Raw genomic sequence first — 26,511 nt, forward strand, 5'->3', positions numbered from 1 at the left:
GGCCAGCAGGTCAACGAGGGCGACCTCGTCGTCGTCCTCGAAGCGATGAAGATGGAGCAACCGCTCAACGCGCACCGCTCCGGCACCGTCAAGGGGCTCAACGCGGAGGTGGGTGCGTCGCTGACGTCCGGCGCGGTGATCTGCGAGATCAAGGACTGACGTCGTGACGCAGACGCAGTGACGCAGTGACGTACTGAGGTACGTACATGTGCGTGTGGGGCCCGCCGGTATCGCCCGGCGGGCCCCACGTGCGTACGGAGGAGTCCTCCGGACCACCGATGGCATGCTGGATGCCATGACGACGGGTACGGCGGCTGGTGCGGCAGCGGGTACGGCATCCGATACGGGAGCCGGTACGGGAGCGAGCGCGGCGGTCGGCGCGGCAGCCGGCGCGGCACGGCCGATGCGGGCCGATGCGCGCCGCAACTACGAGCGGCTGCTCGTCGAGGCGCGTGCGGCGTTCGCCGAGCACGGCACGGACGCGTCGCTCGAGGACGTCGCGCGGCGGGCGGGAGTGGGGATCGGGACGCTGTACCGGCACTTCCCGAACCGGCACGCCCTGATGAACGCGGTCTTCCAGGAGGCGCTCGAGACGCTGCTGGAGCGGTCGAGGGAACTGGCTTCGGCGGAGCAGCCGTGCGGGGCGCTTGTGGAGTGGCTGCGTGCCATCGTCACTCATGCGGGTGAGTATCGCGGCGTCGCGAGAGCGCTCATGTCGGCGTCGCACGACGCGAGTTCGGCGCTGTCGCAGTGCAGCGTGCCGCTACGGGAGGCGGGGGCCCGTCTGCTGTCGCGCGCGCAGGCTGCCGGGGCCGTGCGGGACGATGTCTCGATCGATGACCTCATGCAGCTGACGAACGCGATCGCGCTGGCCGCGGAGCAGGATCCGGACGACCCGGAACTCGCGGACCGCTTGCTGATGCTGACGTTGCGGGGGCTGAAGGCGTAGCCCCTCCGGGGGTGGCGCGTTGTCGGCGTGGCGCGTTGTCGGGGTTGCGCGGTGTCGGGGTTGCGCGGTGCGGTCCGGGTGGCCGGTGCGGTCCGGGTGGCCGGTGCGGTCCGGGTGCCCGGTGCTGTGACGGCGTCCGGTGTGCCCGGTGCCGTGGGCGCGGCCGGTGTGTCCGTCCTCAAACGCCGGACGGGCTCGGGGTGCGCCGGTGGGTGGCGGTGCGGGGCCCCTCCGGGCTCGACTCCTCGGGACCGGCGGGGCGCCGATACCGCGGGATCACCCGGTACTTCCGCCGGTCCCTGCGGGGCCGACCCTGCACGGCCCCACCCCGGGGCCGTCCGCCGACTGCGGGTCGTGGGTGGTGGGTTCCGGTTCGGCCCTGGGCCCCTCGCCGGGTGCGGGTGGTGAGTGGTGTGGTGGGTCCGTACCGGCCCCACCCTTGGCACTCGCCGGGTGCGGGCCGTGGGTGGTGGGTCCCGGTTCGGCCCGGTCCGGCTCGGATGCCGGGTGCAGGTTGGAGGGTGGTGGGACCGTCTCGGCCCCGCCCTTGGCCCCTCGCCGGGTGCGGGCCGTGGGCGGTGGGTCCCGGTTCGGCCCGGTCCGGCTTGGATGCCGGGTGCGGACCGTGGGGGAGGTCCGTCTCGGGTCCGGTCCGGGGGCACAGACCCCGCGGGCCGCGGGTCAGCGGCGGCGGAGGTCCGCCACGCGGGGGCGGTCGGGCTGGTCCGCCGCCAGGGCCGCGGCCGGGCGGAGGGACGGGCCCGGGTGGGTGCGGCGCTGGCCCGGGAGGGGGACCTCGCGGCGGGGGCGGCCCGTGTCGACGGGCGTTCCGGCCACCGCGACCTGGACGCCCTGGTCCGCCAGGGCCTGGAGCTCCGTCAGTGCGCGGTCGTCGTGCGGCGGCGGCTCATCGGTCACCAGACGGGTGATCACGTCCGTGGGCACCGTCTGGAACATCGTGTCGGTGCCCAGCTTCGTATGGTCGGCCAGCACCACGACCTCCGCCGCCGCCTGGACCAGCGCGCGGTCCACGCTCGCCGACAGCATGTTGGACGTGGACAGCCCGCGCTCCGCGGTCAGCCCGCTGCCGGAGAGGAAGGCGCGGGAGACCCGCAGGCCCTGCAGCGACTGCTCGGCCCCGCTGCCGACGAGCGCATAGTTCGAGCCACGCAGCGTGCCGCCGGTCATGACGACCTCGACGCGGTTGGCGTGTGCCAACGCCTGGGCCACCAGCAGGGAGTTGGTGACCACGGTCAGCCCGGGTACCCGCGCGAGCCGGCGGGCCAGCTCCTGCGTGGTCGTCCCCGCGCCGACCACGATGGCCTCGCCCTCTTCGACCAGGCTCGCGGCTGCGTCGGCGATGGCCGTCTTCTCCGCGGTCGCGAGATGGGATTTCTGCGGGAAGCCGGACTCTCGCGTGAACCCGCCCGGCAGTACCGCACCGCCATGCCGGCGGTCGAGGAGTCCTTCTGCCTCCAGTGCCCGCACGTCCCGCCGTACGGTTACTTCGGAGGTCTGGACGACACGGGCGAGCTCACGGAGCGACACGGCCCCGTTGGCACGCACCATTTCGAGGATCAATTGACGACGTTCTGCAGCGAACACGAAACTGACAGTAACCCCAGCAGCCGATACCTTTCAGCACTTTGCGCCGAATAAGGGAAGTTGCGCACGGAGAGGTCCCGAAAGTGGTATGGAGACCTCCCGCGAACCTCCCGGGTTGCCGGGATTGCCCCGGCCGGCCGCCGGCCGCGACCGCCCCCGCAGGCGTTACGCCTCGCCCGCCGCCTTGCGCGTGTGCAGCTGACGTGCGACTTCCGCGATCGAGCCCGACAGCGACGGGTACACGGTGAAAGCCTTTGCGATCTGCTCGACCGTCAGGTTGTTGTCGACCGCGATCGAGATGGGGTGGATCAGTTCCGATGCGCGCGGCGAGACGACCACTCCACCGACCACGATGCCGGTGCCGGGGCGGCAGAAGATCTTCACGAAGCCGTCCCGGATGCCCTGCATCTTGGCGCGCGGGTTGCGCAGCAGCGGCAGCTTGACGACCCGGGCGTCGATGACGCCGCCGTCGACGTCCGCCTGGGTGTAGCCGACGGTCGCGATCTCGGGGTCGGTGAAGACGTTCGAGGAAACCGTCTTCAGGTTCAGCGGGGCCACCGCGTCGCCCAGGAAGTGGTACATGGCGATACGTCCCTGCATCGCCGCCACGGAGGCGAGGGCGAAGACACCGGTGACGTCGCCGGCCGCGTACACCCCGGGCGCCGAGGTGCGGGACACCTTGTCGGTCCAGATGTGGCCGGATTCCTTGAGGCGGACGCCGGCCTCCTCGAGGCCCATGCCCGCGGAGTTGGGGACCGCACCGACGGCCATCAGGCAGTGCGTACCGGAGATGACCCGGCCGTCCGCCAGAGTGACCTCGACGCGGTCGCCCACGCGCTTCGCGGACTGGGCGCGGGAGCGGGCCATGACGTTCATGCCGCGGCGCCGGAACACGTCCTCCAGGACCGCGGCGGCGTCGGGGTCCTCACCCGGGAGCACGCGGTCGCGGGAGGAGACGAGGGTGACCCGGGAGCCCAGCGCCTGGTACGCGCCGGCGAACTCGGCTCCGGTGACACCGGAGCCGACCACGATCAGCTCTTCGGGGAGCTCATTGAGGTCGTACACCTGGGTCCAGTTCAGGATGCGCTCGCCGTCGGGCTGCGCGTCGGGGATCTCGCGCGGGTGACCGCCGGTCGCGATCAGTACGGCGTCGGCGGTGAGGGTCTCCTCGGTGCCGTCCGCGGCGGTGACGACGACCTGGCGGGAGCCGTCCATGGCCTGCCGGCCCTGGAGCCGGCCGCGGCCGCGCAGGACGCGGGCGCCGGCCCGGGTGACCGAAGCCGTGATGTCGTGGGACTGCGCGAGCGCGAGCCGCTTCACGCGTCGGTTGACCTTGCCGAGGTCCACGCCGACGATCCGGGCGGCCTGCTCGACGTGCGGGGTGTCGTCCGCGACGATGATGCCCAGCTCCTCGTGCGAGGAGTCGAAGTTCGTCATCACCTCGGCCGTGGCGATCAGGGTCTTCGAGGGTACGCAGTCGGTGAGTACGGACGCTCCGCCGAGGCCGTCGCAGTCGACGACGGTCACCTCCGCGCCGAGCTGGGCGCCCACCAGGGCCGCCTCGTATCCGCCGGGTCCGCCACCGATGATCACGATCCGGGTCACTGGGGTTACGCCTCGCGCTCTCGCTCTGCCGGGTGGTCCGTCGCACCCATTGTCCCGCACGCTTCAACCTGCTTCGCGCCGGGGCCTTCGTACCTGCCTGTGACGCAGGCCCGCGGATCGGGACGGGCGGTCACCGCTCCCCCTCCCGTACCCTCGATCCCATGTCGCTCTACGCCGCGTACGCCGGCAACCTCGACGCGCGGCTGATGACCCGCCGCGCTCCGCATTCCCCGCTGCGCAGCACGGGCTGGCTCAACGGCTGGCGGCTGACGTTCGGCGGCGAGCAGATGGGCTGGGAAGGCGCGCTGGCCACGATCGTGGAGGCCCCGCGTTCCCAGGTCTTTGTCGCGCTGTACGACATCGCCCCGCTGGACGAGGACTCCATGGACCGCTGGGAGGGTGTCGGGCTGGACATCTACCGGCGGATGCGCGTACGGGTGCACACCCTGGACGGCGAGGAGCCCGCCTGGGTGTACGTACTGAACGGATACGAGGGCGGGCTGCCCTCGGCCCGCTATCTGGGTGAGCTGGCCGACGCGGCCGAGTCGGCGGGGGCGCCGCACGACTATGTGATGGAGCTGCGCAAGCGTCCCTGCTGACGCCAGTGCGCGGACTCCCCCGCGCCACTCCTGCGCATCGCTCCGGTGCCGCCGCCGCTCTCCCGCGTCGGTCTCGCGGGGCGCGCTCCTGTGGGTCGCTCTCTCCCGTGCGTCGCTCTCCTCTGTCGGTCCCGTGCGTCGCTCCCTCTGTCGGTCCCGTGCGTCGCTCTTGTGCTTTACGACGAGGGAAGGGTCACGGAGTCGTGAGCATCGTCATCTACGCGCGTAGGGCTTCTCGGGCTACCCTCTTCTTGTGAACGTTTCTGTTACCCACCCGGACCCCCACGCCGCGGCCACCGACGCCGCCGCACGCCTGCGCGAGCTCACGGGCGCCGAGACCCACGACGTCGCCCTGGTGATGGGCTCCGGCTGGGCGCCGGCCGTCGACGCCCTCGGTGCGCCCGAGGCCGAGTTCCCGGTCACCGAGCTGCCCGGCTTCCCGCCGCCGGCCGTCGAGGGCCACGGCGGCAAGATCCGCTCGTACAAGATCGGCGAGAAGCGCGCGCTCGTCTTCCTCGGCCGTACGCACTACTACGAGGGCCGCGGCGTCGCCGCCGTCGCGCACGGTGTGCGCACCGCCGTCGCCGCGGGCTGCAAGACCGTCGTCCTCACCAACGGCTGCGGCGGCCTGCGCGAGGGCATGCGCCCGGGCCAGCCGGTCCTGATCAGCGACCACATCAACCTGACCGCGGCGTCCCCGATCATCGGCGCGAACTTCGTGGACCTGACCGATCTGTACTCGCCGCGACTGCGGTCCCTGTGCAAGGAGATCGACGCGTCGCTGGAGGAGGGCGTATACGTCCAGTTCCCCGGCCCGCACTACGAGACTCCGGCCGAGATCAACATGGTCCGTGTGATGGGTGGCGACCTGGTCGGCATGTCCACGGTCCTCGAGGCGATCGCCGCCCGCGAGGCTGGTGCCGAGGTGCTGGGCATCTCCCTCGTCACCAATCTGGCCGCGGGTCTGTCGGGCGAGCCCCTGAACCACGAGGAAGTGCTCCAGGCGGGGCGCGACTCGGCGGCGCGGATGGGTGAACTGCTGACCCAGGTGCTGGCGCGGATCTAGCGGATCCAGCGGATCCAGCGGATCTCATGGTCAGGGGCTGACGCCCCGGAACCCCGCGGCGCGGGGCGCATGAGGCGGCCGGTGGTGTCCCCCACCCCGCCCCTTCCCGGAACCGGGCCTGCGCCCCGCCCCGGCGGCAGCTCGTTGCCGTGCCCGGTGGCTTGCGCCCACCGGCCCGCGGGCCGGCACGCACCCCGGGCCCGGAACGGGGGTAGGCGTAACCGAGCACGCAGATGCTCATGACCCTCATGGCGCCCATGACGCTCACAACGACATCAGAGAGGCACACCGTGGCGCAGGACCTGATCGCGCGGGCCCAGGCTTGGCTGGCCGAGGACCCCGATGCGGAGACCCGGGACGAGCTGAGCAAGCTCATCGAGGCTCAGGACACCGAAGAGCTGGCCGCCCGGTTCGCCGGAACGCTGCAGTTCGGGACGGCCGGGCTGCGCGGGGAGCTCGGCGCCGGGCCGATGCGGATGAACCGCGTCGTGGTCATCCGCGCCGCCGCGGGACTCGCGGCGTACCTGAAGGCCCAGGGCCACACCGGCGGCCTCGTCGTCATCGGCTACGACGCCCGCTACAAGTCCGCGGACTTCGCCCACGACACCGCCGCCGTCATGACCGGCGCCGGCCTGCGCGCCGCCGTGCTGCCGCGCCCGCTGCCGACCCCCGTCCTCGCGTACGCCATACGGCACCTGGGCGCCGTCGCCGGCGTCGAGGTCACCGCCAGCCACAACCCGCCGCGCGACAACGGCTACAAGGTCTACCTCGGCGACGGCTCGCAGATCGTGCCGCCGGCCGACGGCGAGATCGCCGCGCAGATCGAGGCGGTGGGCAGCCTGCACGACGTACCGCGCCCGGGCGACGGCTGGGAGACCCTCGGGGACGAGGTTCTGCAGGCCTATCTGGAGCGTACGGACGCCGTCCTGAGCCCCCGCTCCCCCCGGACCGCCCGCGTCGTCTACACGGCCATGCACGGCGTCGGCAAGGACGTGGTGCTGGCGGCGTGGGAGCGGGCCGGTTTCCCCGCGCCGGTGCTCGTCGAGGAGCAGGCCGAGCCCGATCCGGCGTTCCCGACGGTCGCCTTCCCCAACCCGGAGGAGCCGGGCGCGATGGACCTCGCCTTCGCGACGGCCCGCGAGGCCCAGCCGGACATCGTCATCGCCAATGACCCGGACGCGGACCGCTGCGCCGTCGCCGTACCGGACGACGGCGTCGCCGGGGGCTGGCGGATGCTGCGCGGTGACGAGGTCGGCGCGTTGCTCGCCGCGCATCTCGTGCACAAGGGGGCACGGGGCACGTTCGCCGAGTCGATCGTGTCGTCGTCGCTGCTCGGGCGTATCGCGGCGGCCGCCGGGCTCGGTTACGAGGAGACGCTGACCGGCTTCAAGTGGATCGCGCGCGTCGAGGGCCTGCGGTACGGGTACGAGGAGGCGCTCGGCTACTGCGTCGATCCCGGCGGCGTACGCGACAAGGACGGCATCACCGCGGCGCTGCTCGTCGCCGAGCTGGCCTCGGAGCTCAAGGAGCACGGCCGTACGCTCTCGGACCTGCTGGACGATCTCGCGATCGAGCACGGGCTGCACGCCACCGACCAGCTGTCGGCGCGCGTGGAGGACCTGAGCATCATCGCGGACGCGATGCGCCGGCTGCGCGAGCAGCCGCCCGTCCTGCTGGCCGGGCTGCAGGTCGTCTCGGCGGAGGACCTGACGAAGGGCAGCGAGCAGCTGCCGCCGACGGACGGTCTGCGGTACTACCTGGAGGGCGAGTACAAGGCGCGCGTCATCGTCCGCCCGAGCGGCACGGAGCCCAAGCTCAAGTGCTACCTGGAGGTCGTGGTCCCGGTCGCCGAAGCGAGCGAGCTGGCGGCTGCCCGGGTCCGGGCCGCGGACGTTCTCGCGGCGGTCAAGCGCGACCTGGCGGAGGCGGCAGGCATCTGACGGCACGGCCCGTCGCAACGGTGGTACGGGCCCGGCGCGCCGATCCCTGTACGGGTGATTCCCGTACGGCAGTTGACGCAGCGGCCCGTGCCCCCGGCGGAGCCACGGGCCAAGGTGACCCGGTAGCGCATCCCGAGTCACTGGAGCTGCCGCAGTGCCCCCGACCGCCACACACCGACCCGCTGTCCCCGCCTCCCGTCGGCCACCCGTCCCGGGAGGCGGCGGCGTACCAGGAGCGGATCGCCGGCTGTTCCAAGCGCTGGGCCGAGCCGCGCCGGCGCTGGTCGGCTATCTGGCGGTACGGCTGACCGGGCTGCTCGTGCTCGCCCGGTGGACGCATCTCAAGGGGCACGGCGTCTGGCCGGCGCTGGCCACGTCATGGGACTCCAACTGGTATCTGGGGATCGCCGACCACGGGTACGCGCACGAGCTCGGTACCGCGTTCGACGCGAACAATCTGGCGTTCTTCCCGCTGTATCCGGTGCTGGTGAAGGCCGTCGCGGGGGTGACACCGGGCAGCCGTGCCTCCGTCGCGCTCGTGACCGCGATGGTCTCGTCGCTGGTCGCCGCGTGGGGCGTCTTCGCGGTCGGCGACCGGCTGCACGGGCGGCGTACGGGAACCGTGCTCACCGTTCTGTGGGGCGCGCTGCCCGTCGCGATCGTCCAGTGGATGGGCTACACCGAGTCGCTGTTCACGGCGCTCGCGGCGTGGTCGCTGTACGCGGCGCTCAGCGGCCGCTGGCTGTGGGCGGGCCCGCTGGCGGCGCTGGCCGGTCTGACCCGGCCGACGGGCGTCGCGATCGCGGCGGCGGTCGCGGTGGCCGGGCTGGTGGCCTTCGTACGGACCCGGGACCGCCGGGCGCTCGCGGGCGCGCTGATCGCGCCGCTGGGGTGGGGCGGTTACGTCGCCTGGGTGGGCCTGCGGGTCGGACGCTGGGACGGCTACTTCGCCGTACAGAAGCTGTGGCGCAACGAGTGGGACGGCGGGACGGTCACCCTGGCCGAGATCCGGAAGAACGTCGTGTACGACGCCACCCCGCAGCTGCTGATGGTGGTCGTGTCGCTGGTGCTGATCGTGTCCACCGGGCTGTATCTGCTGTGCCTGACGGACCGGCAGCCGCTGGTGCTGCTCGTCTTCACGGGCGTGATGTTGCTCGTCGTCCTCGGCAGTGGCGGCGTCTACTTCCCGCGCGCCAGGTTCCTCATGCCCGCCTTCCCGCTGTTGCTGCCGATCGCGGCGGCGGTGGGACGGGCGCGGCGACCGGTGGTGCTGCTGGTGCTGGGCGGGGCGGCGCTGTCGTCGGCGTGGTTCGGGGCGTACATGCTGCTGGTGTGGAAGGGGCCGCCGTAAGGCACGGTGAGCGCGGGTGTCGGAAACCGGCTGAGGTGGCTGGGTTCCCGTGTCCGGCCTCACGCTGTCGGCGAAGCGGTCCGGCTCACACGACGGCAGGCAAACCGGTTCGGTTCACATGACGGCCGGCGCAGCGCCCCGGTCCACACGACAGCAGGCACATCGGTTCGGTTCACACGACGCGCGGGGCGGTTCACGCAACGCACGCACGGCGGTTCACCCGACACGGCCGGGCAAAGCGGCTCACGCGACGGCGAGCAGTACCGCGAAAGCCACCGCACCCACGACGGCCGGGCCGAGGATCTCGTACGCCCAGCGCACCTGCGGCTCGCCCTTGGCGCTCGGACGCGTGGCGCCGTGCTCGGCCAGCTCGCGCAGTTCGGCGATCGTCCGGTCGGCGGGCGCCTGCCAGGGCGCGGCGCCGGCGCCGGTGTCGACGGCGGGGTCGACCGCGGCGTTCACGGGCGCGCGGCGACCACGGTCACCCCGGGCCGCCAGCGCCTGCCGGCGGGCGGCCTGCTTGCGCTGCCGCAGCGAGACCGGCACGGACCACAGCTGGTACTTCGCGCCCTCCTGCGTGGTGACCTCGCTGGAGTACCCGGCGCGCACATCCGCGACGGACGCCCAGGGCAGGGTGATCGTGCGGAACGGGTTCCTGATCCGGAGCCTGTCCTCGCTCGCGAACACGGCGGGCCGCAGGGTGAACGCGACGATCATCGGCACCAGCACCAGCAGACCCGTCAGACCGAGCCAGCGCGTGCGCCCCTCGCCCCGGATCACCGCGTCGCCGCCGATCCAGACGGCGAGCGCGAGCAGCAGCACGCCGCCCACGAGCGCCATGGGCGAACGGTAGACACGGTCGGCGTAGGCCGGCTCGGAGGGCGGCTGCTGGGGGCTCGTCATGCTCCCGATTCTGCCCCATGCGCCCGGCGCACCGAATGACGAGTCCCGGGGGCCCTCTGTACAGGTTGCTACGCGCGTAGATATGCTCGCCTGGTGACCATGCCCACCATTGCACCTGCATTCGCTGACGTGACCACGTCCGACAGCGCACTGCGCCGCTTCCTGCACGGGCTGCCCGGGGTCGACACTGTCGGCCTGGAAGCGCGCGCCGCGTCTCTCGGCACCCGCTCGATCAAGACGACGGCCAAGGCGTACGCCATCGACCTGGCCATCTCGATGATCGACCTGACGACGCTGGAAGGCGCGGACACCCCGGGCAAGGTCCGGGCGCTCGCCGCCAAGGCCGTCAATCCCGACCCGACCGACCGTACGTCCCCGCGGACGGCTGCCGTCTGTGTCTACCCCGACATGGTGGCCACCGCGAAGGCCGCCCTGGGCGGAGCCGACGTCAAGGTCGCCTCCGTCGCCACCGCCTTCCCGGCCGGCCGCGCCGCCCTCGACGTGAAGCTCGCGGACACCCGTGACGCCGTCGCCGCGGGCGCGGACGAGATCGACATGGTGATCGACCGCGGCGCCTTCCTCGCCGGCAAGTACCTGAAGGTGTTCGAGGAGATCCGCGCCGTGAAGGAGGCCTCGGGCGCGGCCCGCCTGAAGGTCATCTTCGAGACCGGCGAGCTCTCCACGTACGACAACATCCGCCGCGCTTCCTGGCTCGGCATGATCGCCGGGGCCGACTTCATCAAGACCTCGACCGGAAAGGTCGCGGTCAACGCCACCCCGGCGAACACCCTGCTCATGCTCGAAGCCGTCCGCGACTTCCGGGCGCAGACTGGAGTACAGGTGGGCGTGAAGCCCGCCGGCGGCATTCGCACCAGCAAGGACGCCATCAAGTTCCTGGTGCTGGTCAACGAGACCGCGGGCGCGGACTGGCTGGACAACCACTGGTTCCGCTTCGGCGCGTCCAGCCTGCTGAACGACCTGCTGATGCAGCGCCAGAAGCTGGCGACCGGCCGCTACTCCGGCCCCGACTACGTGACGGTGGACTGAGACCCCATGACCCTGGACAAGCAGACATCTGCATTCGAGTACGCACCGGCTCCCGAGTCGCGGTCGGTCGTCGACATCGCCGCGTCGTACGGCCTCTTCATCGACGGTGAGTTCACCGACGCCGCCGACGGCAAGGTCTTCAAGACGGTCTCCCCGTCCACCGAGGAGGTTCTCTCCGAGGTCGCCCAGGCCGGCGCCGAGGATGTCGACCGTGCCGTGAAGGCCGCTCGCAAGGCCTTCGAGAAGTGGTCCGCGCTGCCGGGCTCCGAGCGTGCCAAGTACCTCTTCCGGATCGCCCGGATCATCCAGGAGCGCTCGCGCGAACTGGCCGTCCTGGAGACCCTGGACAACGGAAAGCCGATCAAGGAGACCCGCGACTCGGACCTCCCCCTGGTCGCGGCGCACTTCTTCTACTACGCGGGCTGGGCGGACAAGCTCGACCACGCCGGATACGGCGCGAACCCGCGCCCTCTCGGCGTGGCGGGGCAGGTCATTCCCTGGAACTTCCCCCTCCTGATGCTGGCGTGGAAGATCGCCCCGGCGCTCGCCACCGGCAACACGGTGGTGCTGAAGCCCGCCGAGACGACCCCGCTCTCCGCCCTGTTCTTCGCGGACATCTGCCGCCAGGCCGGGCTGCCGAAGGGTGTCGTCAACATCCTTCCCGGTTACGGCGACACGGGCGCCGCGCTCGTCGCGCACCCGGACGTCAACAAGGTGGCGTTCACCGGCTCCACCGCTGTCGGCAAGGCCATCGCCCGCGAGATCGCCGGTACGGACAAGAAGCTCACCCTGGAGCTGGGCGGCAAGGGCGCCAACATCGTCTTCGACGACGCCCCCATCGACCAGGCCGTCGAGGGCATCGTCGGCGGCATCTTCTTCAACCAGGGCCAGGTCTGCTGCGCCGGTTCGCGTCTGCTGGTCCAGGAGTCGATCCAGGACGAGCTGCTCGACTCGCTCAAGCGCCGGCTGTCGACCCTGCGCCTCGGCGACCCGCTGGACAAGAACACCGACATCGGTGCGATCAACTCGGCCGAGCAGCTGGCCCGCATCACCGCCCTCGCCGAGACCGGCGAGGCCGAGGGCGCCGAGCGCTGGTCCGCACCGTGCGAGCTGCCTTCCTCCGGCTACTGGTTCGCCCCGACGCTGTTCACGAACGTCACGCAGGCACACACCATCGCCCGCGACGAGATCTTCGGCCCGGTGCTGTCGGTGCTGACGTTCCGTACGCCGGACGAGGCCGTCGCCAAGGCCAACAACAGCCAGTACGGCCTGTCGGCGGGCATCTGGACGGAGAAGGGCTCCCGCATCCTCGCGGTGGCGAACAAGCTCCGCGCCGGTGTGGTGTGGGCCAACACCTTCAACAAGTTCGACCCGACCTCGCCGTTCGGCGGCTACAAGGAGTCGGGCTTCGGCCGCGAGGGCGGCCGCCACGGTCTGGAGGCCTACCTCGATGTCTGATGTTTCGCGCCTCAGTGTCTTCAAGACCTACAAGCTGTTCGTCGGGGGCAAGTTCCCCCGCAGCGAGAGCGGACGGGTGTACGAGGTGACCGCTGCAACATCGGCCGCTGACGCGGCGGGCAAGGGCAAGTGGCTGGCCAACGCCCCGCTGTCGTCCCGCAAGGACGCCCGTGACGCGGTCGTCGCGGCCCGCAAGGCGTTCGGCGCCTGGTCGGGTGCGACGGCGTACAACCGCGGCCAGATCCTCTACCGCATCGCCGAGATGCTGGAGGGCCGCAGGGACCAGTTCGTCCGCGAGGTCGCCGACGCGGAAGGGCTGTCCAAGTCCAAGGCCGGTGCGGTCGTCGACGCCGCGATCGACCGCTGGGTCTGGTACGCGGGCTGGACCGACAAGATCGGCCAGATCGTGGGCGGGGCGAACCCGGTCGCGGGCCCGTTCTTCAACCTGTCCACGCCCGAACCGACCGGTGTGGTCACGGTTTTGGCCCCGCAGGAGTCGTCGTTCCTCGGCCTGGTCTCCGTGATCGCCCCGGCGATCGCCACCGGCAACACGGTCGTGCTGATCGCCAGTGAGAAGGCCCCGCTGCCCGCGCTGTCGCTCGGCGAGGTCCTGGCCACGTCCGACCTCCCCGGCGGCGTCGTCAACGTCCTCTCCGGCCGCACTGCCGAGATCGCGGCTCCGCTCGCCGCCCACCAGGACGTCAACGCGATCGACCTGACGGGCGCCGACGAGCAGCTCGCCAAGGAGCTGGAGGTCGCGGCCGCGGACAACCTCAAGCGGGTGCTGCGTCCCCGTGCCGAGGACTGGTCGGCGGACCCGGGCACGCACCGGATGACCGCGTTCCTGGAGACGAAGACGGTCTGGCACCCGACGGGTTCGCTGGGCGCGTCCGGCTCCGCGTACTGATGTGCGCCGACGGGCCCGCGGGGAGCTCCCCGCGGGCCCGTCGCCATGTGGTGGGCCCGCTCACCCCGGGATGACGCCGCCCAGCAACGGCCCCGCGGCCGGGACGTCCTGTGCGGTCGCCAGAGAGCCGGTGAGTGACCGGGAGTCGACCGGCTGGAGGTCGGCGACCTGGGTGCCGACGCCGTTGTTCAGCGGATCCACCCCCGTGTTCGCGAGCGGATTCAGCGGAATGTGCTGGACCGGCGCGCTCACGTAGCCGACCGTGTCCGCCAGGGCCTGCGCGGACGCCGCCGGTTCGACGTCGCCCACCGACGCCGCCTGGGCCGCGCCGGCACCACCGCCGAGTGCCGCGCCCACCGCCGTGATGGTGAGACCGGCCGCCCTGAGCAATTTGTGACGTGCCATGAGAATCCTGTCTGACGAGTAACCGGGTGAGCACGCAGCGTAGTTCTCCTGTGATGCTGGATACCAACCGGACTACCCGGGGGTCCCCTGCACGGGTCAATGCCTCACACTGGTGTCCCGTGAGTTCCCAACCCCTGCCGACGCGCGTCGTCCTGCTCGCCGGGCCCTCCGGCTCCGGAAAGTCGTCCCTCGCCGCCCGCTCCGGCCTCCCGGTGCTGCGCCTCGACGACTTCTACAAGGAGGGCGACGACCCCACCCTCCCGCTGATCCCGGACAGCGCGGACATCGACTGGGACTCCCCGGGCTCCTGGGACGCCGACGCCGCGGTCGCGGCCGTCACGGAGCTGTGCCGCACGGGACGGACGACCGTACCCGTGTACGACATCGCCACCAGCTCGCGGAGGGGCCGGGAAACCCTCGACATCGACCGCACCCCGCTGTTCGTCGCCGAGGGCATCTTCGCCGCCGACATCGTGAGCCGCTGCCAGGAGCTCGGCGTGCTCGCCGACGCACTGTGCCTGCGCGGCCGCCCCTCGACCACCTTCCGCCGCCGGTTCCTCCGTGATCTGCGCGAAGGCCGGAAGTCCGTTGCCTTCCTGGTTCGGCGCGGCTGGCGCCTGATGCGCGCCGAGCGCGGCATCGTGGCGCGTCAGGCAGCCCTCGGCGCCCACCCGTGCGGCAAGGACGAGGCGCTCGGCCGGCTCGCGGCCGCGGCGGCGGGCCGCTGCCGCCGGATGCCCGCGACGAGCGAAGCGGCGTAGCGGGTACGCGGGGGTGCCGGACACCCGCGCGGCGGCGGTACGGCCCCGGGGCTCTCGGCCCCGGGGCTCTCGGTCCCGGGCGCGGGCTCGGACCCAGACGTGAAGCGGACCCGGACGTGAAGCGGGGCCGGACAAGATCCCCCCGGTCTTGTCCGGCCCCGCTTCGTATCCCCCCGTGGATCCCCCGTGATCCCCCGTTCCCCCCGTGATCCTCGTTTCCCCCGTGGTCCCCCGCCGCCTTCAGGCCACCAGCTGGCCGAAGGACTCTTCCTCGTCACAGCCGAAGCTGAGGGCCTCGTCCTCACGCAGCCGGCGGAGCGACCGCCAGATGCTCGACTTCACCGTGCCGACACTGATGTCCAGGATCTCCGCGATCTCCGGATCCGTACGACCCTCGTAGTAGCGCAGCACCAGCATGGTGCGCTGGGGTTCCGGCAGCCGGGCGAGGGCCTGCCACAGCACCGCCCGCAGCTCCGTGCCGCGCATCGCGTCCGTGTCGCCCACCGTCTCCGGGAGCTCCTCGGTCGGGTACTCGTCGATCTTGCGCCGGCGCCAGGCGCTGATGTGCAGATTCGTCATGGTGCGGCGCAGATAGCCGCCGACCGCCGCCTTGTCGCTGATCCGGTCCCAGGCCCGGTACGTCGAGAACAGCGCGCTCTGCAGCAGGTCCTCCGCCTCGAACCGGTCACCGGTCAGGTGGTACGCGGTCGCGTACAGCGAGGCGCGGCGCTCCTGCACGTAGGCGGTGAACGCCGCTTCGGCGTCCGTGGCCTCGGAGTGTCCGCCGTGCTCACCCTCGGCCTTCGCGTCAACGACCGTCATGTACGACGGCTTGTGCTGACGCCCGGCGCCGCGAACGCACCCCCGCCCGTTCACGGCGCCGGACTTCTCGGTGTTCCGCACGACGTCGTGGAGACGCGTGACAACTGCGCTTGAGGTGGTGCTGTGCAGTGCGTTCATCTCGCGCCTCCCGCCGATTGGAGTGTGCTTCGGTCCCTGTGCAGCAAGAGCTTGCCGAGGGGACTTCACACCGGTGTCCGCCGACTGTCACAGGCCTGTCACAGGGGTCGGGAGAGGGGCGGGGAGAGGGGCGGAGACAGGGAGGAGTCGGGCCGGACGGCACCGACTGTCGAACTCCCAGGGCCCCATGGGCCAGAATGACCTCTGTGCCTTTCCTGTTGCTGATCGAGGACGACGACGCCATCCGCACGGCCCTCGAACTCTCGCTGTCACGCCAGGGCCACCGTGTGGCCACCGCGGCGACGGGCGAGGACGGCCTGAAACTGCTCCGTGAGCAGCGGCCGGATCTGATCGTGCTGGATGTGATGCTGCCCGGCATCGACGGTTTCGAGGTGTGCCGGCGGATCAGGCGCACCGACCAGCTGCCGATCATTCTGCTGACTGCCCGCAGTGACGACATCGACGTCGTCGTCGGCCTGGAGTCCGGGGCCGACGACTATGTCGTCAAGCCGGTGCAGGGGCGCGTGCTGGATGCCCGGATCCGGGCGGTGCTGCGGCGGGGTGAGCGTGAGTCCACGGACTCGGCGACCTTCGGCTCGCTGGTGATCGACCGCTCCGCGATGACGGTCACCAAGAACGGCGAGGATCTGCAGCTCACGCCGACGGAGCTGCGTCTCCTGCTGGAACTGAGCCGCCGTCCCGGCCAGGCCCTGTCGCGCCAGCAGCTGCTCCGCCTGGTGTGGGAGCACGACTACCTGGGCGACTCGCGTCTGGTGGACGCGTGCGTGCAGCGGCTGCGGGCGAAGGTGGAGGACGTACCGTCGTCGCCGACGCTGATCCGCACGGTCAGAGGCGTGGGCTACAGACTGGACGCTCCTCAGTGAGTGATGCTGCGAAGACGAGCGCCGCAAAGCGCGTGATACTCGCCGGACTTGGCTGGACCAGCCTCCGACTGCGGCTTGTCGTCGTGTTCGGCATGGTCGCGCTGACCGCCGCCGTGTCCGCTTCGGGGATCGCGTACTGGCTGAACCGCGAGGCCGTACTGACGCGTACGCAGGACGCGGCGCTCGGCGACTTCCGGCGGGAGATGCAGAACCGGGCCGCGTCGCTGCCGGCGCGCCCGACGGAGAGCGAACTGCAGACGACTGCGGAGCAGATGGCGAGCGGCAACGCCGGCTACAGCGTGCTGCTGCTCGGCGAGCGGGCGGCGGGCAAGCCGATCGTCGGGGCGTCCGACCCGGACACGTTCACGCTCGACGACGTACCGGCGTCGCTGCGGGACGCGGTGAGCGAGCGGCAGCATCTGTTCTGGGTGCGCACCACGCGCGGCAACACGCCCTACCTGGTGGGCGGTACGAGGGTCGTGGGCGGCGGGCCGACGGGGTACATGTTCAAGTCCCTCGACCAGGAGCGGCAGGATCTGAACTCGCTCGCCTGGTCGCTGGGAATCGCCACGGCCCTGGCGCTCCTCGGCTCGGCGCTGCTCGCGCAGGCCGCCGCGAGGACCGTGCTCAAGCCCGTGCAGCGCCTGGGTCAGGCGGCCCGGCAGCTCGGCGAGGGCCAGCTGGACACGCGGCTGCAGGTCTCCGGCACGGATGAGCTGGCCGAGCTGTCACGGACCTTCAACAACGCGGCGGAGTCGCTGGAGAAGAAGGTCGCGGACATGCGCGCGCGGGAGGAGTCCAGCCGCCGGTTCGTCGCCGACATGTCGCACGAGCTGCGTACGCCGCTGACCGCGCTGACCGCCGTGACGGAGGTCCTGGAGGACGAGCAGGAGAGCCTCGACCCGATGATCGCGCCCGCCGTGGCGCTGGTGGTGAGCGAGACCCGGCGCCTCAACGACCTGGTGGAGAACCTGATGGAGGTGACCCGCTTCGACGCGGGTACGGCGCGGCTCGTCCTCGACGACGTCGACGTCGCCGACCAGGTCACCGCCTGTATCGACGCCAGGGCCTGGCTGGACGCGGTCGAGCTGGACGCGGAGCGCGGCATCATGGCCCGCCTCGATCCGCGCCGCCTCGACGTCATACTCGCGAACCTCATCGGCAACGCGCTGAAGCACGGCGGCTCGCCGGTGCGGGTGGCCGTGCGGATGGAGGGCGAGGAGCTGGTCATCGAGGTACGGGACCACGGGCCCGGTATCCCCGAGGACGTCCTGCCGCACGTCTTCGACCGCTTCTACAAGGCGAGCGCCTCGCGGCCGCGGTCCGAGGGCAGCGGCCTGGGGCTGTCGATCGCGATGGAGAACGCGCTGATCCACGGCGGCGGGATCTCGGCGGCGAATTCCACGGACGGCGACGGCGGTGCGGTGTTCGTCCTGCGGCTGCCCCGGGACGCCTCGGACATCACCCCGGACGCTCGCGGCCGGGGCGGCCGGGGGCAGGACGACGAGCGGGGAGAGGCGGGCGACGCGCAGTGACCGTACGGAACGGGCAGCCGCACCAGGCGCCCCTGGGCATGGCCGGGGGCCCGGTCGTGGCAGGCGACCGGGGTCGCGCCGCGTCGCGGATCCGTCGCGCGGCTCTGGCGCTCGTGGGTGCGGTCACGGTCGCGGCCGCCGCCGCGGGCTGCGGGATCCGGACGACCACGGTGCCGGTCGACGCCGGGCCGGCGCCGTCGCGGGTGCCGTGCACGCTGTCCGGCAAGGAGACGGCCACCCAGACGCAGCCGCAGGTGCCGGTGCGCGTGTATCTGGTGTGCGCGTCGGCGCTGCAGGCGGTGGACCGTACGGTCACGATCGCCGAGGAGAAGGCCGGGACCCGGGTGCGGGTCGCTCAGGCGCTCCTCGGGGAGCTGCTGGAGGAGCCGTCGCAGACCGAGCGGGAGGCCGGGTTCACCACGCTTGTGCGGGGCCCGCTGACCGTCTCACCGCCGCGTGAGAGCGATCCGGAGGGCACGCTGCGGCTGAGCCGCCAGCCCGAGGATCTGCCACCGGCGGCGCTGGCGCAGATCGTGTGCACCTTCGCGGAGAGCGAGGCCGCGGCCGCGGGCGGGTCGGTGATCCTTGGTGGCCCCGGGGAGTACGCGCCGCACGGCTACCGCTGTACCCAGACTGCCAGGGAACGCCCGGACACGGCGCTGCCGACGGTGGGCCCGCTGCCGTCTCCGAGCCCTTCCTGACACCCTCGGGGATCCGGCGGAACCGATGCTGCCGGTCAACGCGTCTTGGGGGGCGTGCAGCGTCAAGGTTCGGGCGGCAGTGCCGCCATCCACTTCCGCGTGGCGGGGACCGTCCTCCTCCTCGCTCATCTGGCACTCGTGGGGTGGCTGACGCTCCGCCCGTTGGATGTGCCGTGGGTGACGGCTGCGAATCTGGAGCCACTGGCGGGCATCAGGGCGGATCTGGCGCTGGGCCCGGTGCAGGCGGCCCGCCGTATCGGTGAGGGACTGCTCCTGCTGGCTCCCCTCGGCATACTGCTGCCGATGGCGAGCGGTCGGCTCGCTGTCGCCCCGTGGGCCTCGCTGACCCGTACGGTCGCGGCGGGGGCGCTGCTGTCGCTCGGCATCGAACTGCTGCAGACCGGGGTGCCGGGGCGGGTCGTCGACGTGGACTCGCTGCTGCTGAACACGGCGGGCGTGGCGCTGGCCCATCTCGCGGTCGTCCCCGCGGGCCGTGCCCGGCTGCGGCGCAGGCGCGGCGGCAGGTCGGCACGTCCCAGGAAGGAGCGGGGACCCCTGCTCCGGGATGAGGCGCCTCAGGGGCCGACCCCGACGATTCCCAGGGTCGGGATCGCCCCGTAGAGCGACGCTTTGCCCCGTTGCACCGGGCGAGTATGGAGTCATCGGGAGCCCGGTGGAGCGGCTCCCCAGGACGCTCGTGAAGGAGCCCTCCATGGCCGCACTTGCCCGCCCCCGTGACGGACGCATGATCGGCGGAGTGTGCGCAGCGCTGGCACGGCGCTTCGGCACCTCCGCGACCACGATGCGCGTGATCTTCCTGGTGTCGTGTCTGCTGCCCGGCCCGCAGTTCCTGCTCTACCTGGCGCTGTGGCTGCTGCTGCCGGAGGAGAAGACCGCGTCGACCGCCTGGTGACGGCGCGCGAACAGCGCAGAGGGGCGCACACCCGATTCCGGGTGTGCGCCCCTTTCTGTCGGGCGTCCCGCTTCTGCCAGGCATCCCGCACGGGCGTCACACAGGGAAGGGCAGGCCCCCGAGGAGACCGGTGACCGGTTCGGCCGCAGGCGGCGCGGGCAGCATCCCGGGACCCTGCTGGGTGAGCTGCTCGACGACGGGCTGAGCGACGGCGAGGGCGTCCAGCGGGGTGCCGACGTCGGGGAGGGTCGGCGCGGCGGATGCGGTACCGGCGGCGGCAGCGGCGAAAGCGGCGCCGAGGACGGCGACGCCGAGGGACTTGGCAGCGGACTGCTTCATCAGGAGTTTTTCCTTGGGGAGAGGAATGCGAGCGGCTCAGCAAGCTAGCCAGCGCGCCCTCCGCCCCGCAATCGATCAGGGATCCGGGGAACGGACCGGGAGTTGACGCTCCCGGCCACTTCCGCGGCCCCCTGCTCACCCCTCGTCGGGCGCGGATCCCCTGGTTGTGGCGGTCTGCTGGAACAGCCATTCGGATTTCAGCTCGGCATAGCCCGGCTTGATCACGTCATTGATCATCGCAAGGCGTTCATCGAAAGGAATGAACGCGGACTTCATCGCATTGACCGTGAACCACTGCATGTCGTCGAGCGTGTAGCCGAACGCCTCGGTGAGCAGCTCGAACTCACGGCTCATGCTCGTGTTGCTCATCAGCCGGTTGTCGGTGTTGACGGTGGTCCGGAAGTGCAGTCGGCGCAGCAGTCCGATGGGGTGCTCCTCGTACGAGGAAGCCGCGCCCGTCTGCAGATTGGACGTCGGGCACATCTCCAGGGGGATGCGCTTGTCGCGTACGTACGCGGCGAGGCGCCCGAGTTTCACCGTGCCGTCGTCCGCGACCTCGATGTCGTCGATGATGCGCACGCCGTGGCCGAGCCGGTCGGCGCCGCACCACTGGAGGGCCTGCCAGATCGACGGCAGACCGAAGGCCTCTCCGGCGTGAATGGTGAAGTGGTTGTTCTCCCGCTTGAGGAACTCGAACGCGTCGAGGTGGCGGGTGGGCGGGAAGCCCGCCTCCGCGCCCGCGATGTCGAAGCCGACGACGCCCGAGTCCCGGTAGCGGTTGGCGAGTTCGGCGATCTCCAGGGCGCGGGCGGCGTGCCGCATGGCGGTGAGCATGGCGCCGACGCGGATGCGGTGGCCGTTCTCGCGGGCCCGGCGCTCGCCTTCGCGGAAGCCCTCGTTGACGGCCTCGACGACCTCTTCGAGGGTCAGGCCCGCTTCGAGGTGCTGCTCAGGCGCGTACCGCACCTCGGCGTAGACGACACCGTCCTCGGCGAGGTCCTCGGCGCATTCGACGGCCACGCGCTTCAGGGCCTCGCGGGTCTGCATGACGGCGCAGGTGTGCGCGAACGTTTCCAGGTATCGCTCCAACGAGCCGGAGTCGGCGGCCTCGTGGAACCAGATGCCGAGCTTGTCGGGCTCGGCCTCGGGGAGTGCGTCGTAGCCCGTCTCGCGGGCGAGCTCGATGATCGTGCCGGGGCGCAGCCCGCCGTCGAGGTGATCGTGGAGGAGCACCTTCGGGGCACGGCGGATCTGGTCCACGGTCGGCCCCTCGGGTCCGGGGGCGGCTCTCCGGGAAGACACATGGGTGGTCTGGCTCGTCATTTTCGCACTCTAATCCCTACGCGCGTAGAGGGCAGCTACACGAACCGCCCGTCGATACGTAACAGTGACCATGCGGACGGGTGGAGTACACCCGCACTTCTGAGACTGTTCTGCCATGGCACACCACGCACTGTTCCAGCGGTGGGGGCGTACGGCCGGCACGGCCGGACCGGCGGGCACCCGGGTGGAGGCGAACGCGGCGCGAGGGGAGCGGCAGGAGATGCCTACGGCACTGGCCAGGCTCGGCCGCGCGGTGAGGCCGGCGGGCGGGCACGGCGGGGCCGTGAGCGGCGTGGTGCTGCTGCTGCCGGACGGCGAGCCGGAGTCGGCCCGCGGCCCGTCCACGGTGTCGCATGCCGCCGCGCTGCCCCTGGCGCGTTCGCTGGCCCGGGCGGGACGCCGGGAAGGTCTCGTCGCACACGTCGTGCGCTACCGCGGACGCGGCTGGAACGGCTCGGACGCGCGCCTCGCGGCCGACGCGTCCTGGGCGGCGGACGAAGCGGTGCGGCGGTACGGCGATGTCCCGGTGTGCCTGGCCGGGCACGGCATGGGCGGCCGCGCCGCGCTGCACGCCGCCGGGCACGGCGCCGTCAACTCCGTACTTGCGCTGGCCCCTTGGCTGCCGGAGGAAGATGTCGCGGCGCAACCCGAACCGGTGAAACAGCTCGTCGGGCGGCAGGTCCTGATCGTCCACGGCACGAACGACGCCAGGACCGACCCGGAGCTGTCGTACCGGCTGGCCGAGCGCGCGAAGAAGTCCAACCGTGACACATGCCGCTTCGAGGTCCATTCGGACGGCCACGCCCTGCGCCAGTACCAGGAAGAAGTCCTGGCCCTGGCCGCCGACTTCGTCCTCGGCTCGCTCTTCTCCCGCACGTACGCCCGCCCGGTCGCGGACGCGCTGGCGGCGCCGCCGCCGCTGGGTCTGCGGATGCCGCTGGCGGCGGGCTTCGGGAGAGCGCTGCGGCACTGAGCGCCGCGCGCCCGGTGGGCCGGGGTCTCCGGGCCTCCCCGGTACGGGTGACCCCGCACCGCCGGAGCGTCGCTCAGTCCGGCAGCAGATTGCCCCGCCGCGACAGCAGGAACTTCTTGAACTGCGCCACCGGCGCCGTGTCCGGATGTCCGTCGAGCCACGCGACGCCGATCTCCCGCACCGCCCTCGGCGCCGTGACCGTCAGCTCCACCACCCCCGGACGGGGCACCGCGGGCGGCGGCAGCAGCGCCACGCCGAGGCCCGCGGCCACCAGACCGCGCAGCGTCTCGGCCTCCTCGCCCTCGAAGGCGACGCGCGGCGAGAAGCCGGCCTCGGCGCACAGGGCGTCGGTGATGCGGCGCAGACCGTAGCCGGGTTCGAGGGTCACGAAGGTCTCGTCGGCGGCCTCGGCGAGACGGACGCGCTTGCGCGTGGCGAGGCGGTGGTCGTCGGGGACCACGAGTCGCAGGCGCTGTTCGTCGAGGCGGCGGGCGACCAGGTCGGGGGCGTCGGGGACCGGCGAGGTGAGACACAGGTCGAGTTCGCCGGCGCGGAGTCGCTCGATCATCGCCTCGCCGTAGTTCTGGACGAGTGTGAAGCGGACCCGGGGATGGTCGACGCGGAAGGCGCGGATGAGCTCGGGCACGGTCTCGGAGCCCATCGTGTGCAGAAAGCCGAAGGCGACCTTGCCCGCGGACGGGTCGGCGTCGGCCCGTACCGACTCCGCGGCCCGTTCGACCTCGGCGAGGGCCCGCTCGACGGAGGTGAGGAACGTACGGCCCGCCGCCGTCAGCGACACCGTGCGGCCCTTGCGGGTGAACAGTGCCACGCCCAGGTCCTGTTCGAGGCGGACCATCGCGCGCGAGAGCGTCGACTGGGGGACGGCGAGCTCCTGCGCGGCCCGGGTCACATGCTCGTGGCGGGCGACGCCCGCAAAGTACGCGAGACGCGGCGCAAGCAGCAGAGGCATGTCTTCTTCGTAACTGTTCAGTGACACGCGAGCCTGTGAGCTGTAGTCATGCGCCATGGGAACGATTAAAGCCGTTCCATGCATTGGACGCATCAGGAAGGGGTGCCTACCTTCGAGGTATGCCTTCCGCCAGTACCGGGGCGCCCACCACCGTGGGTGCCCTCACCTCGTCGTCCCGTCAGCTCGCCCCCGGCCTCCCCGGTTACCGCCGCATGAGCTTCGCGCTCTTCGCCGCGGGCGTCGCGACCTTCGCTCTCCTCTACTCGACCCAGGCCCTGCTGCCCGCCGTCTCCGCCGAGTTCGGCGCGACCGCGAGCGCGGCCAGCTGGACGGTCTCCGCGGCGACCGCCGCCCTGGCCCTGTGCGTGCTCCCGCTGAGCGCACTGTCCGAGCGGTTCGGACGGGTACGCCTGATGACGGTGTCGCTGACGGTCGCGGCCGTGGTCGGACTGCTGGTGCCGGTCGCGCCGAACCTGGAGTGGCTGGTCGCGCTGCGCGCGGTGCAGGGCGCCGCCCTGGCCGGGATCCCGGCCAGCGCGATGGCGTTCCTCGCGGAGGAGGTACGGCCGAAGGCGCTGATCGCCGCGATCGGGCTGTTCGTGGCGGGCAACAGCATCGGCGGCATGAGCGGCCGGATCGTGACCGGCTGGGTCGCCCAGCTGTGGGGCTGGCGGGCGGCGCTCGCCGCGGTCGGCCTGATGGCCGTCGTGTGCGGGGTCGCCTTCCGGGTGCTGGTGCCGAAGGCACGTCACTTCGTTCCGGGTTCGCCGGCCCCGCGCGAGCTGGCGAAGGCCGTCCGCGGTCACCTCTCCGACCCGCTGCTGATGCGGCTGTACGGGATCGGCGCGCTCTTCATGACCGTGTTCGGCGCGGTCTACACGGTGATCGGGTACCGGCTGGTGGAGGCACCCTTCAGCCTCCCACAGGGCGTGGTCGGCTCGATCTTCCTCGTCTACCTGGTCGGCACGGTCTCGTCCGCGGCGGCCGGGAAGCTGGTCGGCCGCCTCGGGCGGCGCGGCGCGCTGTATCTCGCGGTCGGGACGACGACGGCGGGCCTGCTGTTCTCCCTCGCGGACTCGCTGGCCTCGGTCCTGTTCGGCCTGGTGCTGATCACGGCGGGCTTCTTCGCCGGCCACGCGGTCGCCTCCTCCTCGGTGAGCCGCACGGCGAGGACCGGCCGGGCGCAGGCCTCTGCGCTGTACCAGTCGGCGTACTACCTGGGCAGCAGCGCGGGCGGCACGCTCGGCGCGATCGCCTTCCACTCCGGCGGCTGGGCGGGCACGGTCCTGCTGGGGCTGCTGGCGGTGCTCGGGGTCGTGTCGATCACCCTGTACGGGTCGTACTCGGCCCGTGCGCAGGAGCGCCGGCCGGTGCTCACCGCGGCGGCCGCACGCCACTGAGGCTCCTGGGGCGGTTGTGGCGATCTCTTCGCGAAACTGCTCAAATCCGTGCCCTCCCGCCTACAACCGCCACTCCCCCGTACGCGTCCAAAGTGCAGAGCAACCGCACTGCGCGTACTGGGGAGTTGGTGACCGTGGATCGTGCAACACACGCAAGGAACGTACGGAGACGGGGCGGCGCAGCCCTCGGCATCACCGGTCTGGTGGTGCCCCTGACCCTCGCACTCGGCGCCGCCCCCGCACAGGCGGCGTCCTGCACGACGGCGACGGGGCCGTACCAGAAGCAGGTCGAGAAGTTCCTGGGCCGCCCGGTCGACGGGCGGCAGTCGCCCGCCGACTGCAAGGCGATCCAGACGTTCCAGCGCTGGCACGGGATCACCCCGACGATCGGCTACGCCGGGCCGGTCACCTGGCGCACGATGAGCACGATCCTGGCCCAGCGCGCGGCGGGCACCAACCCGAACCGGGCGGGTACGTGCCCGGTCAACCGGGGCCGTATCGCGTGTGTCGACCTGACCAGGCAGCTCAGCTGGATCCAGGACGGCGCGCGGCTGAAGTACGGACCGGTGCCGGTACGGACCGGGCGGGACGGCGCGGAGACCCGTACCGGCTCGAAGAAGATCTACTACCGCAGCGTCAACCACTGGTCGACGATCTACCGGGTGTGGATGCCGTACTCGCAGTTCTTCGACGGCGGGATCGCCTTCCACTCGGTCACCAAGTCGATGTACAACCCGCCGGGCTCCGGGGGCTGCGTCAATATGCGTCCGGCGGACGCGAAGGCCTACTGGAACCTGCTCAGGAACGGGGAGGACGTCTTCGTCTACGGGCGCAAGCCCGGAACCTGACCCTGTTGTCAGTCCCCTCCTGTAGCGTCCGAAGAGCTGGTGCGGATGGGCGACAGGGGTGGACCCGATGAGTGATCTGGCTTCGACGCAGGACCTCGAATCCCGGCTGGAGGGCTTCCGCAGGGAGCTCACCGGCTACTGCTACCGCATGCTGGGCTCGGCCTTCGAGGCGGAGGACGCCGTCCAGGACACGATGGTGCGGGCCTGGCGGAGCATCGAGAAGTTCGAGGGGAGATCTTCGCTGCGCTCGTGGCTGTACCGCATCGCGACGAACGTCTGCCTGGACATGCTGAACGCGGGCAATCGCCGGGCCCGCCCGATGGATCTGACCGCCGCCACCCCGGTCGCCCAGGCCCAGCTCAACGCCCGTCCGGAGATCACCTGGCTGGAGCCGGTGCCGGACGGGCGGGTGCTGCCGTCGGTGGCCGACCCGGCGGATACGACGGTCGAGCGGGAGTCGATCCGGCTGGCGTTCGTCGCCGCGCTGCAGCATCTGCCGCCCAAGCAGCGCGCCGTGCTGATCCTGCGCGAGGTGCTGGCGTGGAAGGCCGCGGAGGTCGCGGAGCTGCTGGGCACGTCGGTCGCCTCGGTCAACAGTGCGCTGCAGCGCGCCCGCGCCGCCCTCGCCGAGTCCGGACCCGCGGCATCGGACCCTGCGAACCCCCTCGACGAGGAGCAGCAGAAGCTGCTGGAGCGCTATGTCGCCGCCTTCGAGGAGTACGACATGAAGGCGCTCACCGCGCTGCTCCGCGAGGACGCGACGATGTCCATGCCGCCGTACGACCTGTGGCTGCGCGGCCACGACGACATCGTGGGCTGGATGCTCGGCGTCGGCGAGGTCTGCCGCGGCTCGAAGCTGGTCCCGACCGTGGCGAACGGCTCACCGGCGTTCGCGCAGTACCACCCGAGCCAGAGCGGCGAGGGATTCGAGCCGTGGGCGCTCATCGTCCTGGAGATCTCGGACGGCCGGATCAGCGGGATGGACTTCTTCCTGGACACCAAGCGCTGGTTCCCGCTCTTCGAGCTGCCGGAGCGGCTGGAGAAGGCATGAGCCGGGCCGTCCGCCCGG

Annotated in this window: 27 protein-coding genes; 19 read left to right on the top strand and 8 right to left on the bottom strand. The window is 71.7% G+C overall.

All coding sequences use genetic code 11. The features are described from left to right. Together AC0699_RS34095 and AC0699_RS34100 are read left to right on the top strand one after the other, a co-directional pair. Nucleotides 1–159 (top strand): acyl-CoA carboxylase biotin carboxyl carrier protein subunit (locus AC0699_RS34095; protein WP_478668250.1); only part of this gene is annotated, 159 nt, incomplete at its 5' end. A 244-nt stretch (nucleotides 160–403) separates the two neighbouring features. Then, a complete protein-coding gene (locus AC0699_RS34100) occupies nucleotides 404–949 on the top strand; it encodes a TetR/AcrR family transcriptional regulator (protein WP_478668252.1) in 546 nt (181 codons plus the stop codon). A 681-nt stretch (nucleotides 950–1,630) separates the two neighbouring features. On the opposite strand, the gene AC0699_RS34105 is transcribed toward AC0699_RS34100, so the two are convergent. Both AC0699_RS34105 and AC0699_RS34110 read right to left on the bottom strand, forming a co-directional pair. Then, nucleotides 1,631–2,554: a DeoR/GlpR family DNA-binding transcription regulator gene (locus tag AC0699_RS34105; RefSeq protein ID WP_478668146.1), complete on the bottom strand. Its 924-nt coding sequence runs from the start codon at nucleotides 2,552–2,554 to the stop codon at nucleotides 1,631–1,633. 165 nt (nucleotides 2,555–2,719) lie between these two features. Next, on the bottom strand, nucleotides 2,720–4,159 hold the full coding sequence (locus AC0699_RS34110) for an NAD(P)H-quinone dehydrogenase (protein ID WP_478668148.1): 1,440 nt from the start codon (nucleotides 4,157–4,159) through the stop codon (nucleotides 2,720–2,722). Between the two features lie 161 nt (nucleotides 4,160–4,320). Between AC0699_RS34110 and AC0699_RS34115 the strand changes: the two genes are divergently transcribed. The 4 genes from AC0699_RS34115 to AC0699_RS34130 all read left to right on the top strand — a co-directional run bounded on the left by AC0699_RS34115 (nucleotide 4,321) and on the right by AC0699_RS34130 (nucleotide 9,115). Next, entirely contained in the window at nucleotides 4,321–4,758 is a 438-nt protein-coding gene (locus AC0699_RS34115) for a gamma-glutamylcyclotransferase family protein (RefSeq protein WP_469772442.1), read from the top strand. A gap of 253 nt (nucleotides 4,759–5,011) precedes the next feature. After that, nucleotides 5,012–5,824 (top strand): purine-nucleoside phosphorylase, encoded by an 813-nt coding sequence (locus AC0699_RS34120; protein WP_478668153.1) that lies wholly within the window; start codon nucleotides 5,012–5,014, stop codon nucleotides 5,822–5,824. 290 nt (nucleotides 5,825–6,114) lie between these two features. Next, entirely contained in the window at nucleotides 6,115–7,764 is a 1,650-nt protein-coding gene (locus AC0699_RS34125; RefSeq protein ID WP_478668254.1) for a phospho-sugar mutase, read from the top strand. 154 nt (nucleotides 7,765–7,918) lie between these two features. Further along, nucleotides 7,919–9,115, top strand: coding sequence for a hypothetical protein (locus AC0699_RS34130; protein WP_478668156.1), 1,197 nt, complete (start codon nucleotides 7,919–7,921; stop codon nucleotides 9,113–9,115). A 243-nt stretch (nucleotides 9,116–9,358) separates the two neighbouring features. Here AC0699_RS34130 and AC0699_RS34135 read toward each other — a convergent pair whose 3' ends face one another. Then, nucleotides 9,359–10,018, bottom strand: coding sequence for a PH domain-containing protein (locus AC0699_RS34135; RefSeq protein WP_478668160.1), 660 nt, complete (start codon nucleotides 10,016–10,018; stop codon nucleotides 9,359–9,361). A gap of 99 nt (nucleotides 10,019–10,117) precedes the next feature. On the opposite strand from AC0699_RS34135, the gene deoC reads away from it, so the two are divergent. The 3 genes from deoC to AC0699_RS34150 are packed head-to-tail and all read left to right on the top strand — an operon-like array spanning nucleotide 10,118 to nucleotide 13,430. Further along, complete coding sequence (gene deoC, locus AC0699_RS34140) at nucleotides 10,118–11,065, top strand: deoxyribose-phosphate aldolase (RefSeq protein ID WP_478668163.1); 948 nt, start codon at nucleotides 10,118–10,120, stop codon at nucleotides 11,063–11,065. 6 nt (nucleotides 11,066–11,071) lie between these two features. After that, nucleotides 11,072–12,523, top strand: a complete 1,452-nt coding sequence (locus AC0699_RS34145; protein ID WP_478668167.1) for an aldehyde dehydrogenase family protein — start codon at nucleotides 11,072–11,074, stop codon at nucleotides 12,521–12,523. Next, the gene (locus AC0699_RS34150) at nucleotides 12,516–13,430 is read left to right on the top strand and encodes an aldehyde dehydrogenase family protein (RefSeq protein ID WP_478668171.1); all 915 of its coding nucleotides are present in this window, start codon (nucleotides 12,516–12,518) and stop codon (nucleotides 13,428–13,430) included. The genes AC0699_RS34145 and AC0699_RS34150 overlap by 8 nt, the downstream gene beginning before the upstream one ends. A gap of 60 nt (nucleotides 13,431–13,490) precedes the next feature. Here the strand turns inward: AC0699_RS34150 and AC0699_RS34155 are convergent, their stop codons facing one another. Next, a complete protein-coding gene (locus tag AC0699_RS34155) occupies nucleotides 13,491–13,835 on the bottom strand; it encodes a hypothetical protein (RefSeq protein ID WP_478668174.1) in 345 nt (114 codons plus the stop codon). A gap of 53 nt (nucleotides 13,836–13,888) precedes the next feature. Between AC0699_RS34155 and AC0699_RS34160 the strand changes: the two genes are divergently transcribed. Further along, nucleotides 13,889–14,596 carry a uridine kinase gene (locus AC0699_RS34160; protein WP_478668177.1) on the top strand — a complete coding sequence of 236 codons (708 nt, stop codon included), beginning with the start codon at nucleotides 13,889–13,891 and terminating at the stop codon, nucleotides 14,594–14,596. Nucleotides 14,597–14,836: 240 nt separating this feature from the next. On the opposite strand, the gene AC0699_RS34165 is transcribed toward AC0699_RS34160, so the two are convergent. Beyond that, on the bottom strand, nucleotides 14,837–15,556 hold the full coding sequence (locus AC0699_RS34165) for a SigE family RNA polymerase sigma factor (protein ID WP_478668180.1): 720 nt from the start codon (nucleotides 15,554–15,556) through the stop codon (nucleotides 14,837–14,839). A gap of 206 nt (nucleotides 15,557–15,762) precedes the next feature. Between AC0699_RS34165 and afsQ1 the strand changes: the two genes are divergently transcribed. The 5 genes from afsQ1 (at nucleotide 15,763) to AC0699_RS34190 (ending at nucleotide 19,589) form a co-directional block, all read left to right on the top strand. After that, entirely contained in the window at nucleotides 15,763–16,440 is a 678-nt protein-coding gene (afsQ1, locus tag AC0699_RS34170) for a two-component system response regulator AfsQ1 (protein WP_351229557.1), read from the top strand. Next, nucleotides 16,437–17,975, top strand: a complete 1,539-nt coding sequence (locus AC0699_RS34175; protein ID WP_478668184.1) for an ATP-binding protein — start codon at nucleotides 16,437–16,439, stop codon at nucleotides 17,973–17,975. The genes afsQ1 and AC0699_RS34175 overlap by 4 nt, the downstream gene beginning before the upstream one ends. Further along, nucleotides 17,972–18,676, top strand: coding sequence for a hypothetical protein (locus tag AC0699_RS34180; RefSeq protein ID WP_478668186.1), 705 nt, complete (start codon nucleotides 17,972–17,974; stop codon nucleotides 18,674–18,676). The genes AC0699_RS34175 and AC0699_RS34180 overlap by 4 nt, the downstream gene beginning before the upstream one ends. Nucleotides 18,677–18,730: 54 nt before the next feature. Continuing rightward, nucleotides 18,731–19,297: a VanZ family protein gene (locus AC0699_RS34185; RefSeq protein ID WP_478668189.1), complete on the top strand. Its 567-nt coding sequence runs from the start codon at nucleotides 18,731–18,733 to the stop codon at nucleotides 19,295–19,297. Between the two features lie 91 nt (nucleotides 19,298–19,388). Next, the gene (locus tag AC0699_RS34190; protein ID WP_453668235.1) at nucleotides 19,389–19,589 is read left to right on the top strand and encodes a PspC domain-containing protein; all 201 of its coding nucleotides are present in this window, start codon (nucleotides 19,389–19,391) and stop codon (nucleotides 19,587–19,589) included. A gap of 96 nt (nucleotides 19,590–19,685) precedes the next feature. Here AC0699_RS34190 and AC0699_RS34195 read toward each other — a convergent pair whose 3' ends face one another. Together AC0699_RS34195 and AC0699_RS34200 are read right to left on the bottom strand one after the other, a co-directional pair. Further along, on the bottom strand, nucleotides 19,686–19,928 hold the full coding sequence (locus AC0699_RS34195; protein WP_478668195.1) for a hypothetical protein: 243 nt from the start codon (nucleotides 19,926–19,928) through the stop codon (nucleotides 19,686–19,688). A gap of 135 nt (nucleotides 19,929–20,063) precedes the next feature. Further along, complete coding sequence (locus AC0699_RS34200; RefSeq protein ID WP_478668198.1) at nucleotides 20,064–21,251, bottom strand: adenosine deaminase; 1,188 nt, start codon at nucleotides 21,249–21,251, stop codon at nucleotides 20,064–20,066. A gap of 292 nt (nucleotides 21,252–21,543) precedes the next feature. Here AC0699_RS34200 and AC0699_RS34205 point away from each other — a divergent pair, with 292 nt between their 5' ends. Next, entirely contained in the window at nucleotides 21,544–22,224 is a 681-nt protein-coding gene (locus tag AC0699_RS34205) for an alpha/beta fold hydrolase (RefSeq protein ID WP_478668257.1), read from the top strand. A gap of 73 nt (nucleotides 22,225–22,297) precedes the next feature. On the opposite strand, the gene AC0699_RS34210 is transcribed toward AC0699_RS34205, so the two are convergent. Further along, on the bottom strand, nucleotides 22,298–23,251 hold the full coding sequence (locus AC0699_RS34210; RefSeq protein ID WP_478668201.1) for a LysR family transcriptional regulator: 954 nt from the start codon (nucleotides 23,249–23,251) through the stop codon (nucleotides 22,298–22,300). A gap of 62 nt (nucleotides 23,252–23,313) precedes the next feature. On the opposite strand from AC0699_RS34210, the gene AC0699_RS34215 reads away from it, so the two are divergent. From AC0699_RS34215 to AC0699_RS34225, 3 genes are all read left to right on the top strand, one after another. Further along, entirely contained in the window at nucleotides 23,314–24,594 is a 1,281-nt protein-coding gene (locus tag AC0699_RS34215) for an MFS transporter (protein ID WP_478668203.1), read from the top strand. Nucleotides 24,595–24,785: 191 nt separating this feature from the next. Then, nucleotides 24,786–25,442, top strand: coding sequence for a L,D-transpeptidase family protein (locus AC0699_RS34220; RefSeq protein WP_478668259.1), 657 nt, complete (start codon nucleotides 24,786–24,788; stop codon nucleotides 25,440–25,442). A gap of 67 nt (nucleotides 25,443–25,509) precedes the next feature. Then, nucleotides 25,510–26,493 carry a sigma-70 family RNA polymerase sigma factor gene (locus AC0699_RS34225; protein ID WP_478668207.1) on the top strand — a complete coding sequence of 328 codons (984 nt, stop codon included), beginning with the start codon at nucleotides 25,510–25,512 and terminating at the stop codon, nucleotides 26,491–26,493. Nucleotides 26,494–26,511: the final 18 nt, after the last annotated feature.

The organism is Streptomyces sp. NPDC043870 (genome assembly GCF_056435785.1).